Origin of the sequence: Paraburkholderia sp. BR14312 (assembly GCF_040948675.1) — a bacterium.
Lineage (GTDB): Bacteria > Pseudomonadota > Gammaproteobacteria > Burkholderiales > Burkholderiaceae > Paraburkholderia > Paraburkholderia nodosa_A.
On sequence record NZ_JBFPKI010000010.1, the window covers coordinates 115,395 to 131,516 of the forward strand.

The following is a 16,122-nucleotide window of genomic DNA, read 5'->3' on the forward strand; positions in this document are numbered from 1 at the left end:
GCGTTGCAGCGAAATAGTCGCTCTAACGCCGAACAGACGTGCCTCTGCACCGCACCACTGCATTCGACCCCGGAAATAAAAATGGCCGCCCTCGGGCGGCCATCCAGATAGTGAGCGCTCACATTACATGATTAGAGACGCGTTTCCAGCGTCTTGCGAGCATCCTTCAACACTTGCGGCAACCCATGAGCGAGCTTGTCGAACAGCTCGGCGTGCAGCGCGAGTTCGGCGCGCCAGGCGTCGGCGTCCACTGAAATCACCTGTTCGAACTGCTCCTGCGTAAAGTTCAGGCCGCTCCAGTCGAGGTCGCCGTAGCGCGGCGACACGCCGAATGCATGTTCGTCGCCGGTGGCCTTGCCCTCGATACGGCGCACCATCCACTCGAGCACGCGCATGTTCTCGCCGAAGCCCGGCCACACGAACTTGCCATCCGGCCCCTTGCGGAACCAGTTCACGCAGAAGATGCGCGGCACCGTCGCACCGGCCTTGGCGAGGCGCTCGCCCACGTCGAGCCAATGCCCGAAGTAGTCGGCCATGTTGTAGCCGCAGAACGGCAGCATCGCGAACGGATCGCGCCGCACCACGCCCTGCTGCCCCGCGGCCGCGGCCGTGGTCTCCGAGCCCATGGTCGCGGCCATGTAGACGCCCTCGGTCCAGTCGCGCGCCTCGGTCACGAGCGGCACCGTGGTCGAACGGCGGCCGCCGAAGATGAACGCATCGATGGCCACGCCCTTCGGGTTCTCCCACTCGGGATCGATCGACGGGCACTGCGACGCGGGCGCCGTGAAGCGCGCGTTCGGATGCGCGGCCTTGCGGCCCGTTTCCTTGCCGATGGCGGGAGTCCAGTCGTTGCCGAGCCAGTCGATCGCGTGCGCGGGCGGTTCGTCGGTCATGCCTTCCCACCAGACGTCGCCGTCGTCGGTGAGCGCAACGTTCGTGAAGATCACGTTCTCCTTGAGCGTCGCCATGGCGTTGAAATTGGTCTTCTCACCGGTGCCCGGCGCCACGCCGAAGTAGCCGGCCTCGGGGTTGATGGCGTAGAGACGGCCATCGGCGCCGGGCTTGATCCAAGCAATATCGTCGCCGATCGTGGTGATTTCCCAGCCGTTCATGGCAGGCGGCGGAATCATCATGGCGAAGTTGGTCTTGCCGCACGCCGACGGGAACGCCGCCGCGACGTGGTACTTGCGGCCTTCCGGCGAACGCACGCCGAGAATCAGCATGTGTTCGGCGAGCCAGCCTTCGTCGCGGCCCATGGTCGAAGCGATGCGCAGCGCGAAGCACTTCTTGCCGAGCAGCGCATTGCCGCCGTAGCCCGAGCCGTAGCTCCAGATCTCACGCGTTTCCGGGAAGTGGACGATGTACTTCGTCTTGTTGCACGGCCACGGCACGTCCTGCTCGCCTGCCGCGAGCGGTGCGCCCACGCTGTGCACGCACGGCACGAATGCGCCGTCTTCGCCGAGCACGTCGTACACGGCGCGGCCCATGCGCGTCATGATGCGCATGTTCACGGCCACGTAGGGGCTATCGGAAAGCTCCACGCCGATATGCGCGATCGGAGAGCCGAGCGGGCCCATCGAGAACGGCACGACATACATCGTGCGGCCGCGCATCGAGCCTGCGAACAGGCCGTCGAGCGTCGCGCGCATTTCGGCGGGCGCGACCCAGTTGTTGGTGGGGCCGGCATTTTCCTTGGTGGGCGAGCAGATGAAGGTGCGATCTTCCACGCGCGCGACGTCCGAGGGGTCGGAGCAGGCGAGATACGAATTCGGACGCTTCTGCGGATTAAGGCGGCGCATCGTGCCGGCCTCGACCATCTGCGCACACAGGCGGTCGTATTCTTCCTGGGAGCCATCGCACCAGACGATGCGATCGGGCTGCGTATGCGCTGCGATTTTCTGCACCCAGTCGACCAGTTTCCGGTGCCGGACCCAGGCGGGCACCTGTGCGGCGGCCTTGGCTTGGTAATCGGGATGGTTCATCGAGCTGTCTCCATTTTTAGGGCTGTAAAAAGAGAATCGGCCCTTTTCAACGCTGCACGCGAGAGGCGCAACTCTTTGCGAACCGGATGTCGATGGCAGATCAACATGCGAATCGGTTCGCGCAGTTGGGCAGGTCGTCAAGGTCCTCTAGCCTGGGGTTCGAAACCGTCTGTAAAGCGGCTTGCATCGGAGCCCGACAAGCTGTTAAAAGTTGCGAATTCGCGGCTGATTGCCGCGTCAAAAACCTGCGTGCGTAGCCTCGGGCTTGCGCAATTGCAATGCCTGCTGCTGCACGCGGCGAGCGACGTGAAGGCTCCCTATATTCATACCAGCCTTCCCGGCGCTGCATAGTGGGATAACCACCAGATGAACACCGAAGTCGCGCTACGAAAGGCGCGATGCAAAACACGCAAAACAACCCGCCGCCATGAAAATTGCCATCCTTGACGACTACCAGGACGCCGTCCGCAAGCTCGACTGCTTTCAACTGCTCGCCGACCACGAGGTCAAGGTTTTCAACAACACGGTCCGCGGCCTCGGCCAACTCGCCAGCCGCCTCGCCGAAGTCGACGCGCTCGTCCTGATTCGCGAACGCACCCGCATCACCTCGCAACTGCTCGACAAGCTCCCCCATCTGCGCATGATCAGCCAGACGGGCAAGGCCGGTCCGCACATCGACATCGAAGCCTGTACCGAGCGCGGCATCGCCGTGCTCGAAGGCACCGGTTCGCCCGTCGCGCCCGCCGAACTCACGTGGGCGCTCATCATGGCCGCGCAGCGCCGCATTCCGCAGTACGTCGCCAACCTCAAGCAGGGCGCGTGGCAGCAGTCGGGCCTCAAGACCTCGGCGATGCCGCCCAACTTCGGCCTCGGCCAGGTGATGCGCGGGCAAACGCTCGGCATCTGGGGCTACGGCAAGATCGGCCGGCTCGTGGCCGGCTACGGCAAGGCCTTTGGCATGCGCGTGCTGGTATGGGGCCGCGAGCATTCGCTCGAAGCGGCGCGCGCCGACGGCTACGAAGCCGCCGCAAGCCGCGAGGCGCTGTTCGAAGAGAGCGACGTCTTGTCGCTACATCTACGCCTGCACGATGACACTCGCGGGATCGTCAAGCAGGAAGACCTGCTGCGCATGAAGCCCACGTCGCTGCTCGTCAACACGAGCCGCGCGGAGCTGATGGAAGAAAACGCGCTGCTCGGCGCGCTCGCGCACAACCGGCCGGGCATGGTCGCGATCGACGTGTACGAGAGCGAGCCGATCCTGCAGGGCTACAGCCTGCTGCGCATGGAAAACGTGATCTGCACGCCGCACATCGGCTATGTGGAGCGCGAGAGCTACGAGCTGTACTTCGGCGGGGCGTTCCGCAACATCCTCGCGTTCGACGCGGGCGATCACGCGAGCGTCGCGAACCCCGAAGCGCTGCAGGGCGGCCGCCGCAAGTAAGCGCGGCGGCAAGGGGCGGCGCGCGCCGCCCTTCGTGCGTCTTTCCGTCTGATTTCGATGCGGCCGCGTGCGCTCAGGCGTTAGCGGCCGCTTCCATGACCTCGGGCAAACGCGCGAGGAACCGCTCGCCGTCCACGCGGCCGAGGTTGTACGCGTGCTGCATCTGCTGCGGGCTCGTGTAGTCCCAGCTCGAGATCGGCACCCTGGCCGACGGCTGCACGTAAAGGCGCTGCTGCACGCCCTGCGTTGCCTGATGCCGCACCACGAACATCTGCGGACGCGGATAGAGCCGCGTCACCATCACCAGCACACGGCCGGGCGTGTCGTCGAGCGCGCCGACCGGCACGTTGTCGACCATCCCGCCATCGAGCACCGGTCGGCCGTCACGCCGCAGCACCGGCGTGAACGGCGGCGTGCATGACGACTGCAGGATGAGATCGGCCAGATCCTCCACGCTCGCGCATTCCTGCGCCGTCACGAATTCCGGATGAAACCCGAGCCTGCGCCCGAGCGTCGGGTGCAGCGTCTTGCGGATATGTTTTTCGATGTTGTACGCGATGAGACCCGCCGCCACGGCGCTGCGCGCGCCAAGCCAACGCGGCACATGCGACACGCCGATGCGGATCTCAGGCGCGTCCTGAAGCTGCGTGAACGGCTCGCCGTAGATGTCGAGCAACGCCTGGCGATAGATGCGGTAATGCGGAAACACCGACTCGCCGCGTAGCAGGTTGCCCCAGTAGGCGTTGCGCTTGTTGTGGCGCAGCGCTTCCTCGTAATAACGCATGACCCAGTCGGCGTCGCGCGTGTAGAGCATGCACGCGGTGGCCGCGCCCGCCGAGATGCCCGTAATGACGCGCGGGCGAATGCGCAGCTCGGGCTGGACGATGTCCCAGAACCCCGCCTGCCACCAGCAGCGATTGCCGCCGCCGGCGAAAACCACCTGATCGAACATGCCTTCTACGTCCTTCGAAGCGACCGAAACCGATCGGAAGCGCCAAGCTTAATCGAGCAGCGCGTAGGTCGAGGTCGCGTGCACCGCCATGCGGCCGTCTTCGTCGTAGAGTTCTATTTCACCGAACACCAGATTGCGGCCCATGCGCAGCACGCGCGCCGTCACGAGCACGTCGCCCTTGCGCACCGCGCGCATGAAATTGGTGTTCAGCGCAACAGTCGTCATGGGCTTGAAGCCGCCGAGCGCGGCCGTGATCGCGACGATCATGGCCGTATCCGCCGCCGCCATGAACACCTGGCCGCAGATCACGCCGCCCGAATGGCGCAGCTCGCCGGAAAACGGCAGGCGCAAGGTGGCGCTGTCTTCCGAGACCTCGACGGGCTTCATCCCGAGCGCGCGCACCCAAGGGGCCAGCACGCGCTCCAGCAGCGCGTCGATTGCGTTGTCGTCCATCGTTTGCCTTTGTGGATTGCCGTGCGACGTTTCCAGCCGATCGCAGCCGACCTTGGCGAACCGGGGCGGTGCACAGCGACTAGCTCGAAACCTGGTTTGACCCAAGCGTGGCGACATCATACCGGGACGGCACGGCGCCCGTGGTAAAGGCACAAACGCTCGCGCATACGGAGCCTGCACCGCATCGACAAACTATTTTCAGATAATTTGCAGAAGGGACTTGCCAAGCCCGGAAAAGTCCTGCATAATCTTTCTTCTGTTGGGGGCGTTAGCTCAGTTGGTAGAGCAGCGGACTCTTAATCCGTAGGTCGAGTGTTCGAGTCACTCACGCCCCACCAGCGAATTCAGCCAAAAAGCCCGATCCTTGCGATCGGGCTTTTTGCATTTCTCCGCGGCCACGGGCCTGAACTACTTCACGCGCCTCACATGACGCGACGTCCGCTTCGGACGCGGCAGCCAGCGGCCGAGCGCCTCGAAGCCGTCGAGCTGGCGCAGCAGCGTATCGACGGTCGAAAGCTGAACGTGGGTTAGATGGTTTTGCTTGAGAAGCGCGTGCAAGCGCTTGCGCCAGTACGCGACACCCATCACCGGCATTTCGAAATCGCCAGCCAGCGACGGTGGCATCACGCGCGCGATGTGCGCGATTTCCTGTTCGACGAATGTCATGGCCTTCCCCGTTGTCCTGCCGTGGTTTCTTATCGTATGAAGTACTGTAGGACGCTCCGGGGCGCTCGCCAGCCTACCCGTATAGATAGGTAACCAATAGTCCGACTAAATTGGGGATGGACGCCGCTGAAAGCGGCGCCTCGCTGCCCGACGCTTGCGCTTCGCCGGTCACCGGCAAGCCGGTCTTTCACTTTCCACGCTTGCCAGGTCCGAGCCGGCATGGATGGCGAAAAACTTCGGAATCCAGACCATCGAAGTCCGCTCCGCATGCTTCGCTTTTCGGACTCTCTTCGGCATCACGCTCGCTATCCAGATCGTCCAGCCGCCAGCGCTTAGAGGAACGGCTTGCCGTCCACCTGTTCATAGACGACGTTGCCGTCGTCGTCTTCGAACTGCTCCAGGTAGTTACGGGCGCCACACAGCGGACACCGGAACAAGGGCCCCTGCCCTTCGTTCTTGATCACGACCTCGCTCTGTTCCCACGGGGTGCCGCACGACTGGTTGCGGCAAACGAATGTACTCGACATGCAAACTCTCCTGACTGTTACGGGTGCAAAGCCTACCGCAAGTGCGGCCCGCGCGCCGCAAATCTCCGACTCCTGCCGCAATTACGCTCCCAGGCTGTTCACTTCCTGAGCAGTTGGCCGCCCTTCTGTTCCGGCCTGACGCAATCCTTTCTCCGACCTGAAGGCTCGCGCGCAGCGCATTCGCGCGGCATGACGCGCTGGGCCTCGACCGCCCGGCAAAGCGCCGCTGCGCCGCCGCGCTGGCATGGTTCTCGCGTTAGCGTGCCGCGGTAGCGCGGCCTCGCCGCGTCCATCCATATCGAGATCGAGAACACAGAGGAGCACGCAGATGAATCACGCGGACATGCAATTCCTGACTACCGAATTCCCGTACAAGAAGCAGTATGGCAACTTCATCGGCGGCGAATGGGTCGCGCCGCTCGGCGGCGAGTATTTCGACGATATTTCGCCGATCACCGGTCACGCGTTCACGTCCATCCCGCGCTCGCGCGAAGCCGACATCGAACGTGCGCTCGACGCCGCACACAAGGCCAAAGCCGCCTGGGGCAAGACTTCGCCCACCGAGCGCGCGAATATCCTCAACCGCATTGCCGATCGCATCGAGCAGAACCTCCACAAGCTCGCCGTGGCCGAGACCATCGACAACGGCAAGCCGCTGCGCGAAACGCTCGCCGCCGACATCCCGCTCGCCGCCGACCACTTCCGCTATTTCGCGGGCTGCGTGCGCGCGCAGGAAGGCGGCATCTCGGAGATCGATCACGATACGGTCGCGTATCACTTCCATGAGCCGCTGGGCGTGGTCGGCCAGATCATTCCGTGGAACTTCCCGATTCTCATGGCCGCGTGGAAGCTCGCGCCCGCGCTCGCGGCCGGTAACTGCGTCGTGCTCAAGCCCGCCGAGCAGACGCCCGCATCGTTCCTCGTGCTCACAGAGCTGATTCAGGACCTGCTGCCGGCAGGCGTGCTCAACGTGGTGAACGGCTTCGGCCTCGAAGCCGGCAAGCCGCTCGCCTCGAACAAGCGCATCGCCAAGATCGCCTTCACGGGCGAAACCACCACGGGCCGCCTCATCATGCAGTACGCGAGCCAGAACATCATTCCCGTGACGCTGGAGCTCGGCGGCAAGAGCCCGAACATCTTCTTCGCCGACGTGCTCGACCATGACGACAGCTATTTCGACAAGGCGCTCGAAGGCTTCGCGATGTTCGCGCTCAACCAGGGCGAGGTGTGCACGTGCCCGTCGCGTGTGCTCATCGACGAGAAGATCTATGACCGCTTCATGGAGCGCGCGCTCAAGCGCGTCGCGGCGATCCAGCAAGGCCACCCGCTCGACACGAAGACGATGATCGGCGCGCAGGCCTCGCAGGAGCAGCTCGAGAAGATTCTCTCGTATATCGACCTCGGCAAGCAGGAAGGCGCGCAGTGCCTGATTGGCGGCGAGCGCAACAGCCTCGCCGGCGAACTCGGCGAGGGCTATTACGTGAAGCCCACTGTCTTCCGCGGCCACAACAAGATGCGCATCTTCCAGGAAGAGATTTTCGGACCCGTGGTGTCCGTCACCACCTTCAAGACCGAAGAGGAAGCACTGGAAATCGCCAACGACACGCTCTACGGCCTCGGCGCAGGCGTGTGGACGCGCGACGGCACGCGTGCCTACCGCTTCGGCCGCGCGATCCAGGCGGGGCGCGTGTGGACCAACTGCTACCACGCATACCCGGCGCATGCGGCGTTCGGCGGTTACAAGCAGTCGGGCATCGGGCGTGAGAACCACAAGATGATGCTCGACCACTACCAGCAGACGAAGAACCTGCTCGTGAGCTATAGCGAGCAGCCGCTCGGGTTCTTCTGAACGCACTGCGTGCCCTGAGCGTCGCGCGCGTTGGTTGGCGGTCGAGAGGCCGCAATTGCGCGCGACGCCCCCTTCGTAGCCTCTCGAGAGGAGCGTCACGACATGGTCGAACGCGTTACCGCCACGCCGGCCGCGCTCGCGCTGATCGAGCAGTTGGCGCGCGAGCACGGGGCCCTGCTCTTTCACCAGTCGGGCGGCTGCTGCGACGGCAGCGCGCCCATGTGCTTTCCCGTCGGCGAGTTCATGGTCGGCAATGCCGACGTGCAGTTGGGAGAAATCGGCGGGATGCCGTTCTATATGACCCAGGCGCAGTTTGAATACTGGCAGCACACCCAGCTCATCATCGACGCCGTGCCAGGCAACGGCGGCATGTTTTCGCTCGAACGACCCACGGGCCTGCGCTTTCTCACGCGCTCGCGGCTCTACGACGACGAAGAGAACGCGTGGCTCGAGGCGCATCCGGTGACACGCGTGAGTTTGTGACGCTCGAGCGCCCGGCACGCCAGGGGCGTCGCACCGGGCGTGGTGCTATCTTGGTTCGCAGGCGCTGCGCCATCGCGCGGCCATCGCACCAGGAGACGCCATCATGCAAAACCACGACGTGAAACTTCTCACCCTCGAGCCGATGGACCTGCTCGCCGTCAGCCACGTGGGTCCGTACATGAAGATCGGCGACGCGTTCTACACGCTCGCGCAATGGCTCGGCGAGCGCAACGTGCGCACGTCCGGCTCGAAGATGGTCGGCATCTATTACGACGATCCCAATACGGTCGAAGAGTCGAAGCTGCGCTCGAAAGCGGCGCTGCATCTGGGGCACGAAACCGACGTGGAGATCGTGGCGCCCGTTGAGAAGTTCCAGTTGCGTGGCGGCGAGCACGCGATGATGCTGCACAAGGGGCCGTATCAGGCGCTAGGCCAGGCGTGGATCTGGTTTTACAACGAAGGGCTCAATAAGCTCGGACGCACGCCGGACTTTTCGGCGCCTTCGTTCGAGGTTTATCTGAATACGCCCGATGAGGCGGCGCCGGACGATTTGAAGACGGAGCTTTATATCCCGCTCGCATAAGGCAGGCGATTCGCACACTTCGAACGATGCCGCCGGGACGTCTTACGGCGGCATCTTCGTTTCCGATGCGAGGGTTCTAAGGTTTTAATAACGTATGTATACGTAAACGTAGTAATAGTTAACAAGCCCCTGGGTATTCTGTGGATAACCCCGGAAAACCATTGAGTAAACAAGGCTGTGGAAAAACCATAACCGTGCGGGCGTTAACGGGACAACACGAGGCAGCTGCTGGCAACTTTTCCACAGTTTGCGTGCAGACGAAGTTATCCCCGATTCATGCACAGTGATTTCCAGGGGTTTTCCGGCAGTTATCCGCTGGGGGCTGTGGATAGTGCAGAACGTGAATTGCCGCTGGCTTCCACACAAAAAAATGGCGCCTTCAAGGGCGCTTTTTCGCTGATGAAAATCGCGATGTTGAATCGGACCTCGCAATCTCGAATTTACGGTCTATAACTTCTGCGAGTGGGCCAGTGGTGACTATTGATCGAATTGCGCCATGGTCCGGGTGTCGCTCGAAAACGTGAAACAGTGAGAATCGCGAAGGCCGTCGAGGCCTGCTCCGTCACTCATGGAGGCGCCGGATGAAACGCCGTGAACTGCTGGCCGCGCTGGCTGCGGGCGCAATGACCCAGGTTTCCACCAGCCAGGCGCAGGAGAGCCCGGCGAAGTACACCAATGAGATCGCACTGCCCAAGCCCAAAGTCTCCGGCACGGTCCCTCTCGAGGATGCCATCCAGCGGCGCAGGTCCGTACGCAGGTTCCGGTCCGACGCGTTGCCTGTCGAGACCATCGGCCAGCTGCTGTGGGCCGGCCAGGGCGTGACCAGCCCGGACGGCAAGCGCGCGGCGCCTTCGGCCGGCGCTTTGTTTGCGCTTGAGCTCTACATGGTGACCGCCGCGGAGGTGATGCACTACGTGCCGCAAGGCCACCGCGCGCAGACGCGAGCGACGCCCGACATGCGTCCCAAGCTGCAAGCGCTTGCACTCAACCAGGCGTCTGTCGGGGCGGCGCCGGCCTTGATCGTGGTGGCTGCCGATCCCGGCCGGCTCAAGCAGCGGTATGGGGGGAGAGCCGGCGTGTATAGCGATCTGGAGGCCGGGCACGCTGCCCAGAACATGCTGCTGCAGGCCGTTGCGCTCGGGCTCGTCGCCGTGCCCGTGGGCGCGGTCGATGGGCCGCAGGCAGCGCACGCGCTCGGTTTGCCTGCCGGGCAGAGCGTCGTCTATGTCATCCCGGTGGGTTTCGCGGCTTGAGTTGCGGCGTGAGGCCGTACAAAAAAACAAACGCCCGGGAAACCGGGCGTTTGTTGTTCAATGCAGGCATAGACGATCAAACGTCGATATTCCCCGCCCGCAGCGCATTGCTTTCGATAAACGCGCGACGCGGCTCGACGTCGTCGCCCATGAGCGTCGTGAAGATGCCGTCGGCAGCGATCGCGTCTTCGATCTGCACGCGCAGCAGACGCCGCACCGTCGGGTCCATCGTCGTTTCCCACAGCTGCCCGGGGTTCATTTCGCCAAGCCCCTTATAGCGCTGCTTCGACACGTTGCGCTCGGCGTCGGCGATCAGCCACTTCATCGCGCTCTTGAAGTCGTTCACGGCCATGCTGCGCTCGCCGCGCTTGATCACGGCGTTCTTGCCGATCAAACCCTTGAAGGTATTGGCCGTGTTCACGAGCTGCTGATAGTCGGCGGTGAGCTGGAACTCCTCGTCGATCACCGAGACCTTCACGTTGCCGTGATGGCGGCGCTCCACGCGCAGCGAACGTTGCTCGCGCACCTGGTCGTACATCGGCACGACGCTCACTTCAGGCTTGAGCGGATCGTCGCGCAGCTGCGCTTCGAGTGCACGCGCCGAAGCCTCGGTCGAGGCTTCGCTCGACAGGTCGATCGCCACGCCGTCCATGATCGCTTCGAGCGCACGCTCGTCGTACAGACGCGAGAGACGATCCACCACGCCGCGCGCAAGCTGGTACGAGCGCGCCAGTTCGCCGAGCGCGTCGCCGGAGATCGGCGTCGCGCCTTCGTTCGGCACGAGCTCCGAGCCTTGCAGCGCGAGACGCAGCATATGCGCGTTGAGCTCCGAATCGTCCTTGAGATAACGCTCGTCCTTGCCCGCCTTGAGCTTGTACAGCGGCGGCTGCGCGATATACACGTAGCCGCGCTCGATCATCTCCGGCATCTGGCGATAGAAGAACGTGAGCAGCAGCGTGCGGATGTGCGCGCCGTCCACGTCCGCGTCAGTCATGATGATGATGCGGTGATAGCGCAGCTTGTCCAGGTTGTAGTCGTCCTTGCCGATGCCGCAGCCGAGCGCGGTGATTAGCGTGACGATCTGCTCGGAAGACAGCAGCTTGTCGTAGCGGGCCTTTTCGACGTTCAGCACCTTGCCGCGCAGCGGCAGGATCGCCTGGAACTTGCGATCGCGGCCTTGCTTGGCCGAGCCGCCTGCCGAGTCGCCCTCGACGATATAGACCTCCGACTTCGCCGGATCCTTTTCCTGGCAGTCGGCGAGCTTGCCAGGCAGGCCCACGCCGTCGAGCACGCCCTTGCGGCGCGTCATTTCGCGCGCCTTGCGCGCGGCGTCACGCGCGCGCGCGGCGTCGACGATCTTGCCGCAAATGGTCTTCGCGTCGTTCGGCGTTTCGAGCAGGAACTCTTCGAGCGCCTTCGCCACGACGTCTTCGACCGGCGCGCGCACTTCCGAGGAAACCAGCTTGTCCTTCGTCTGCGAGCTGAACTTCGGCTCCGGCACCTTCACCGAAAGCACGCACGACAAACCTTCGCGCATGTCGTCGCCCGAGGTTTCCACCTTGGCCTTCTTGGCGATTTCGTTGTCGGCGATGTACTTGTTGATCACGCGCGTCATCGCCGCGCGCAGACCGGTCAAGTGCGTGCCGCCGTCGCGCTGCGGGATGTTGTTCGTGAAGCACAGTACGCTTTCGTTGTAGCTGTCGTTCCACTGCATCGCCACTTCGACGCCCACGCCGTCCTTCTCGCCCGAGATGTAGAAGATGTTCGGGTGCAGGACCTGCTTGGCCTTGTTGATGTACTCGACAAAGCCCTTCACGCCGCCCGCGAAAGCGAAATCGTCTTCCTTGCCCGTGCGCTGGTCGGTCAGGCGGATGCGCACGCCGTTGTTCAGGAACGAGAGCTCGCGAATACGCTTGGCGAGAATGTCGTAGTGGTACTCCACGCTGCCGAAGATGGTTTCGTCGGCCATGAAGTGCACTTCGGTGCCGCGATTTTCGGTGTCGCCGAGCAGTTGCATGGGCGAGACCGTGTGGCCGTCGCGCTCTTCGAGCACACGGTTCTGCGGCACGCCACGGTGAAATTCCATGAAGTGCTTCTTGCCGTTGCGGCGCACGGTGAGACGCAGGAAGCTCGAAAGCGCGTTTACGCACGACACGCCCACGCCGTGCAGGCCGCCCGAGACCTTGTAGCTGTTCTGATCGAACTTGCCGCCCGCGTGCAGCTCGGTCATGACGATTTCGGCGGCGCTGCGCTTCGGATCGTGCTTGTCGTCCATCTTCACGTCCGTGGGAATGCCGCGGCCGTTGTCGGTGATCGAGATGGAGTTGTCCGCGTGGATCACCACGCGGATGTCGTTACAGTAGCCGGCGAGGGCCTCGTCGATCGAGTTGTCCAGCACTTCGAAGACGAGATGGTGCAGACCGGTGCCGTCCGACGTGTCGCCGATGTACATCCCGGGCCGCTTGCGCACTGCCTCCAGACCTTCGAGGATCTGGATCGACGAGGCGCCATAGCTGCTGTTGTCGGGTTGCGAGTTGTTCGTATCAGTCATGGAATTTTCCGGTTCTGCGTACTGCCTGTGTTACTGCTCGAGACTTTTTCAAAAAGCCATAAAAACGCCAAAGGGGCGCAGCGCCCCCTGGTGTTCTTCTTCTGTCGCGCTTTTTAGATGCGCATCGGCATCACCACGTACTTGAATTCCTCGTTCTCGGGAATCGTGATGAGTGCGCTGGAGCTGGCGTCGCCGAGGCTCACTTCCAGCGTGTCGACCTTCAGGTTCGCGAGTACGTCGAGCAGATACGTGACGTTGAACCCGATGTCGATGGTGTCGCCCTGGTAGGCGATTTCCAGCTCTTCCTGCGCCTCTTCCTGGTCGGCGTTGGTCGACATGATCTTGAGCTGGCCCGGCTCGATGATGCAGCGCACGCCCTTGAACTTGTCGGACGTGAGAATCGCCGCGCGTTGCAGCGAGCGTTGCAGTTCTTCGCGGCCGATCTGGAAGGTGTTCTTGTGCGCCTTCGGGATCACGCGCTGGAAGTCGGGGAACTTGCCTTCCACGAGCTTCGAGACGAGCTCGACCTGGCCGAACGTGAACTTGACCTGGGTCGAACCGATATCGATCTTCAGCACGTCGTCGATGTCTTCGAGCAGGCGCTGGAGTTCGAGAATGGTCTTGCGCGGGATGATGACTTCCTGGCGCGCGAACGAGCCTTCGATCTTCATCGAGGAGAACGCGAGGCGATGGCCGTCGGTGGCGACTGCCATGAGCTGGTCGCCGTCCACGACGAGCAGCATGCCGTTCAGGTAGTAACGGATGTCCTGCTGCGCCATGGCGAAATACACCATGCCGAGCAACTGGCGGAACGTCTTCTGCGGCACCGCGAGGTTCGCGCCGAAGTCCTTGGCCTGCGCCACCGTGGGGAACTCGTCCGCGGCGAGCGTTTGCAGGGCGAAGCGGCTCTTGCCCGACTGCACCGTGAGGCGCTTGTCCGCGAGCGTGAGCGTGACCTGGCCGTCGGGCATGGCGCGCAGGATGTCGAGCAGCTTGCGTGCGGCGACGGTCGTGGCCACCTGGTCGTTGCCGACGCCGAAGTCGGCGGTCGTGGTGATCTGCAACTCGAGGTCGGTCGACAGGAACGAGACGTCGGAACCGGTTTTGGTGATCAGCAGATTGGCGAGGATCGGCAACGTATGGCGGCGTTCGACAATGCCGCTCACCGTTTGCAGCGGCCTCAGCAGGTTATCGCGTTCGGTCTTGACCAGTTGCATAGAGTTCCTTCGTTGATGTGACGGACTGCGCGCCCGCCTGGCGCCGGTTTTGCCGACGTGACCCCACGAAAGTCACGCGGCTTTGGCGCCGCTCAGGCGGTTAATGCGGCACAGGCCGCGGCGGTGGTTCCCGCCCCGGACCGCCGGGCGGTTAAACCCATATTGTGCCTGAAAACGGACCACTTCCCTAAATTGGGGGCGATCCGCGAAATAAACAGGGCAAACCTTTCGGGATACGACGTCCGCCCCGCCATTGCGCTGCCGCCTGATGCGTCTTACCCCTTCAGCGTCTGCTCGAGCACGTGCAGCTCGTGATTGAGCTGGGCGTCCTTGGTGCGTTCGTCGGCGATCTTGCGCACGGCATGCAGCACCGTGGTGTGGTCGCGGCCGCCGAACAACTCGCCGATTTCCGGCAGGCTCTTCTGCGTGAGCTCCTTGGCCAGATACATGGCGATCTGGCGTGGGCGCGCGATGTTCGCCGGACGCTTCTTCGAATACATGTCGGCGACCTTGATGCTGTAGAAGTCCGCCACCGTCTTCTGGATGTTTTCGACCGAAATCTGGCGGTTCTGCACCGTCAGCAGGTCCTTGAGCGCTTCCTTGGTCAACTCGATCGAGATCTCGCGGCCGTGGAACTTCGAATACGCGAGGATCTTGCGCAGCGCGCCTTCGAGTTCGCGCACGTTCGAGCGCAGGTGCTTCGCGACGAAGAACGCCACGTCCTCGTTCAGGCTCACGCCTTCCGATTGCGCCTTGCGCATCAGAATGGCCACCCGCATTTCGAGCTCCGGCGGCTCGATCGCCACGGTCAGGCCCGAGTCGAAGCGCGAGATCAGACGGTCGTCGATACCCGAGATTTCCTTCGGATACGTATCGCTCGTGATGATCACCTGCGCCTTGTTGGCGACGAGCGCCTCGAACGCATAGAAGAACTCTTCCTGCGTGCGCGACTTGCCCGAGAAGAACTGAATATCGTCGATCAGCAGCAGGTCGAGCGAGTGGTAGTAACGCTTGAAGTCGTCGAATGCCTTGCGCTGGTAGGCCTTCACCACGTCGGACACATACTGTTCCGCGTGGATGTAGCGGATGCGCGCGCCCGGCTTGTCGAGCAGGAGCTGGTTGCCGATCGCGTGGATCAAGTGGGTCTTGCCAAGGCCCACGCCGCCGTAGAGGAACAGCGGGTTATACGAGATGCCGGGGTTGTCGGCGACCTGGATGGCGGCCGCGCGCGCGAGCTGGTTCGCCTTGCCCGTCACGAAGTTGTCGAACGTGAGCACCGGGTTGAGCTTCGAGCGCTCGTAGGTCGGGTCCGGCTCGCCGCTCGAAGCGGCCGCAGCCGCGCCCTGGCCCGGACGCCATGTGCGGCGGCCGGCGGCGGCTTCGTTGGCGTCGAGGCTGGGCAGATCGAGGTCGGCGGCGTCATCGGCCGTGGCCTGCGCGGCGGCGGCCGACGCGGCATGCACCATGCCCGCGAGTCCCGTCCCGCCCGTCACGGCGGCCGGCTGCGGCGCGGCGGCTGCGCTCATGACCGATGCGGACGCCGGCGCGGCAGCCAGCGGCGCGCGCGACGCGGCGGCGGGCGCCGGTGCGACGTGAGGCGCGCGCATGCCCGCCTTCGGGTCGAGGACGAACTGCACGTCGACGGGGGTCTGCCAGAAGTCGCGCGCCAGATCGGTGATCCGGCCCGAGAACTGGCTCTTGACCCAGTCGAGCTTGAAACGGTTGGGAGCGGCTATCTGCAGCGTGTTCGCCGCAGCATCGAAGGCAACCGGGGCCAACGGTTTAATCCACGTCACGTACTGCTGGGGCGTTAGCTCACGCTCCAGTAGTGCGGAACAGTGTTGCCAGAATTCGTTCATCGAGTTGCTGTGGTCGTTTTGTTTGCATGCGTTGCGGTCGCCCCGCTCTTGTCGCACGGATGCGACGAGGCCCTGACGAGGCGACGGCAATGGCTCCGGAAGCCCGCGCGGCAAAGGTCTTGCGGCAAGCAGGCGGGCCGGAGCGGCATGCAGGATTCTTGGGATAGGCGAGATTCTAACGCCGAAATCCCCTCACCAGGAAGTTATCCACAGGGACGGATCAACGCACGCTCGTTCGTGCCCTCACCACGGCCGATGCAGGCGCTGCGCTGCCGTTCGAGAAGGTTCGATCGCCTAAGCTATTGA

14 protein-coding genes and 1 tRNA gene are annotated in these 16,122 nt (G+C 63.5%); 7 read left to right on the forward strand and 8 right to left on the reverse strand.

Annotated features, from left to right (window positions below):
- Window positions 1-131: 131 nt before the first annotated feature.
- Window positions 132-1,982, reverse strand: coding sequence for a phosphoenolpyruvate carboxykinase (GTP) (locus tag AB3X98_RS26725; RefSeq protein ID WP_368603757.1), 1,851 nt, complete (start codon window positions 1,980-1,982; stop codon window positions 132-134).
- A gap of 427 nt (window positions 1,983-2,409) precedes the next feature.
- Here AB3X98_RS26725 and AB3X98_RS26730 point away from each other — a divergent pair, with 427 nt between their 5' ends.
- Window positions 2,410-3,423, forward strand: a complete 1,014-nt coding sequence (locus AB3X98_RS26730) for a D-2-hydroxyacid dehydrogenase family protein (RefSeq protein ID WP_321922812.1) — start codon at window positions 2,410-2,412, stop codon at window positions 3,421-3,423.
- 73 nt (window positions 3,424-3,496) lie between these two features.
- Here the strand turns inward: AB3X98_RS26730 and AB3X98_RS26735 are convergent, their stop codons facing one another.
- Window positions 3,497-4,375: a patatin-like phospholipase family protein gene (locus tag AB3X98_RS26735; RefSeq protein WP_342949131.1), complete on the reverse strand. Its 879-nt coding sequence runs from the start codon at window positions 4,373-4,375 to the stop codon at window positions 3,497-3,499.
- 48 nt (window positions 4,376-4,423) lie between these two features.
- On the reverse strand, window positions 4,424-4,828 hold the full coding sequence (locus AB3X98_RS26740) for a PaaI family thioesterase (protein WP_028203232.1): 405 nt from the start codon (window positions 4,826-4,828) through the stop codon (window positions 4,424-4,426).
- Between the two features lie 262 nt (window positions 4,829-5,090).
- On the opposite strand from AB3X98_RS26740, the gene AB3X98_RS26745 reads away from it, so the two are divergent.
- Window positions 5,091-5,166 (forward strand) — tRNA-Lys (locus AB3X98_RS26745).
- A gap of 70 nt (window positions 5,167-5,236) precedes the next feature.
- On the opposite strand, the gene AB3X98_RS26750 is transcribed toward AB3X98_RS26745, so the two are convergent.
- Both AB3X98_RS26750 and AB3X98_RS26755 read right to left on the reverse strand, forming a co-directional pair.
- Complete coding sequence (locus AB3X98_RS26750; RefSeq protein ID WP_069264577.1) at window positions 5,237-5,494, reverse strand: hypothetical protein; 258 nt, start codon at window positions 5,492-5,494, stop codon at window positions 5,237-5,239.
- A gap of 332 nt (window positions 5,495-5,826) precedes the next feature.
- The gene (locus AB3X98_RS26755) at window positions 5,827-6,021 is read right to left on the reverse strand and encodes a hypothetical protein (RefSeq protein WP_069264575.1); all 195 of its coding nucleotides are present in this window, start codon (window positions 6,019-6,021) and stop codon (window positions 5,827-5,829) included.
- 328 nt (window positions 6,022-6,349) lie between these two features.
- Between AB3X98_RS26755 and adh the strand changes: the two genes are divergently transcribed.
- The 5 genes from adh to AB3X98_RS26780 all read left to right on the forward strand — a co-directional run bounded on the left by adh (window position 6,350) and on the right by AB3X98_RS26780 (window position 10,189).
- Complete coding sequence (gene adh / locus AB3X98_RS26760; RefSeq protein WP_368603756.1) at window positions 6,350-7,870, forward strand: aldehyde dehydrogenase; 1,521 nt, start codon at window positions 6,350-6,352, stop codon at window positions 7,868-7,870.
- A 102-nt stretch (window positions 7,871-7,972) separates the two neighbouring features.
- The gene (locus tag AB3X98_RS26765) at window positions 7,973-8,353 is read left to right on the forward strand and encodes a DUF779 domain-containing protein (RefSeq protein WP_368603755.1); all 381 of its coding nucleotides are present in this window, start codon (window positions 7,973-7,975) and stop codon (window positions 8,351-8,353) included.
- 103 nt (window positions 8,354-8,456) lie between these two features.
- Window positions 8,457-8,936: a GyrI-like domain-containing protein gene (locus AB3X98_RS26770; RefSeq protein WP_342949134.1), complete on the forward strand. Its 480-nt coding sequence runs from the start codon at window positions 8,457-8,459 to the stop codon at window positions 8,934-8,936.
- 276 nt (window positions 8,937-9,212) lie between these two features.
- A complete protein-coding gene (locus tag AB3X98_RS26775; protein ID WP_368603754.1) occupies window positions 9,213-9,389 on the forward strand; it encodes a hypothetical protein in 177 nt (58 codons plus the stop codon).
- Window positions 9,390-9,517: 128 nt separating this feature from the next.
- Entirely contained in the window at window positions 9,518-10,189 is a 672-nt protein-coding gene (locus AB3X98_RS26780; protein WP_368603753.1) for a SagB/ThcOx family dehydrogenase, read from the forward strand.
- A 76-nt stretch (window positions 10,190-10,265) separates the two neighbouring features.
- Here AB3X98_RS26780 and gyrB read toward each other — a convergent pair whose 3' ends face one another.
- The 3 genes from gyrB to dnaA form a co-directional block, all read right to left on the reverse strand.
- Entirely contained in the window at window positions 10,266-12,740 is a 2,475-nt protein-coding gene (gyrB, locus tag AB3X98_RS26785; RefSeq protein WP_342949136.1) for a DNA topoisomerase (ATP-hydrolyzing) subunit B, read from the reverse strand.
- Window positions 12,741-12,853: 113 nt separating this feature from the next.
- Window positions 12,854-13,957 carry a DNA polymerase III subunit beta gene (gene dnaN / locus AB3X98_RS26790; RefSeq protein ID WP_028203240.1) on the reverse strand — a complete coding sequence of 368 codons (1,104 nt, stop codon included), beginning with the start codon at window positions 13,955-13,957 and terminating at the stop codon, window positions 12,854-12,856.
- A 275-nt stretch (window positions 13,958-14,232) separates the two neighbouring features.
- A complete protein-coding gene (dnaA, locus tag AB3X98_RS26795; protein WP_069264564.1) occupies window positions 14,233-15,816 on the reverse strand; it encodes a chromosomal replication initiator protein DnaA in 1,584 nt (527 codons plus the stop codon).
- Window positions 15,817-16,122 lie beyond the last annotated feature (306 nt).

Bases quoted from the DNA above. Each gene is read 5' to 3' on its own strand.
- AB3X98_RS26725 (WP_368603757.1), bottom strand. From the start codon at position 1,982: ATGAACCATCCCGATTACCAAGCCAAGGCCGCCGCACAGGTGCCCGCC.
- AB3X98_RS26730 (WP_321922812.1), top strand. From the start codon at position 2,410: ATGAAAATTGCCATCCTTGACGACTACCAGGACGCCGTCCGCAAGCTC.
- AB3X98_RS26735 (WP_342949131.1), bottom strand. From the start codon at position 4,375: ATGTTCGATCAGGTGGTTTTCGCCGGCGGCGGCAATCGCTGCTGGTGG.
- AB3X98_RS26740 (WP_028203232.1), bottom strand. From the start codon at position 4,828: ATGGACGACAACGCAATCGACGCGCTGCTGGAGCGCGTGCTGGCCCCT.
- AB3X98_RS26750 (WP_069264577.1), bottom strand. From the start codon at position 5,494: ATGACATTCGTCGAACAGGAAATCGCGCACATCGCGCGCGTGATGCCA.
- AB3X98_RS26755 (WP_069264575.1), bottom strand. From the start codon at position 6,021: ATGTCGAGTACATTCGTTTGCCGCAACCAGTCGTGCGGCACCCCGTGG.
- adh (WP_368603756.1), top strand. From the start codon at position 6,350: ATGAATCACGCGGACATGCAATTCCTGACTACCGAATTCCCGTACAAG.
- AB3X98_RS26765 (WP_368603755.1), top strand. From the start codon at position 7,973: ATGGTCGAACGCGTTACCGCCACGCCGGCCGCGCTCGCGCTGATCGAG.
- AB3X98_RS26770 (WP_342949134.1), top strand. From the start codon at position 8,457: ATGCAAAACCACGACGTGAAACTTCTCACCCTCGAGCCGATGGACCTG.
- AB3X98_RS26775 (WP_368603754.1), top strand. From the start codon at position 9,213: ATGCACAGTGATTTCCAGGGGTTTTCCGGCAGTTATCCGCTGGGGGCT.
- AB3X98_RS26780 (WP_368603753.1), top strand. From the start codon at position 9,518: ATGAAACGCCGTGAACTGCTGGCCGCGCTGGCTGCGGGCGCAATGACC.
- gyrB (WP_342949136.1), bottom strand. From the start codon at position 12,740: ATGACTGATACGAACAACTCGCAACCCGACAACAGCAGCTATGGCGCC.
- dnaN (WP_028203240.1), bottom strand. From the start codon at position 13,957: ATGCAACTGGTCAAGACCGAACGCGATAACCTGCTGAGGCCGCTGCAA.
- dnaA (WP_069264564.1), bottom strand. From the start codon at position 15,816: ATGAACGAATTCTGGCAACACTGTTCCGCACTACTGGAGCGTGAGCTA.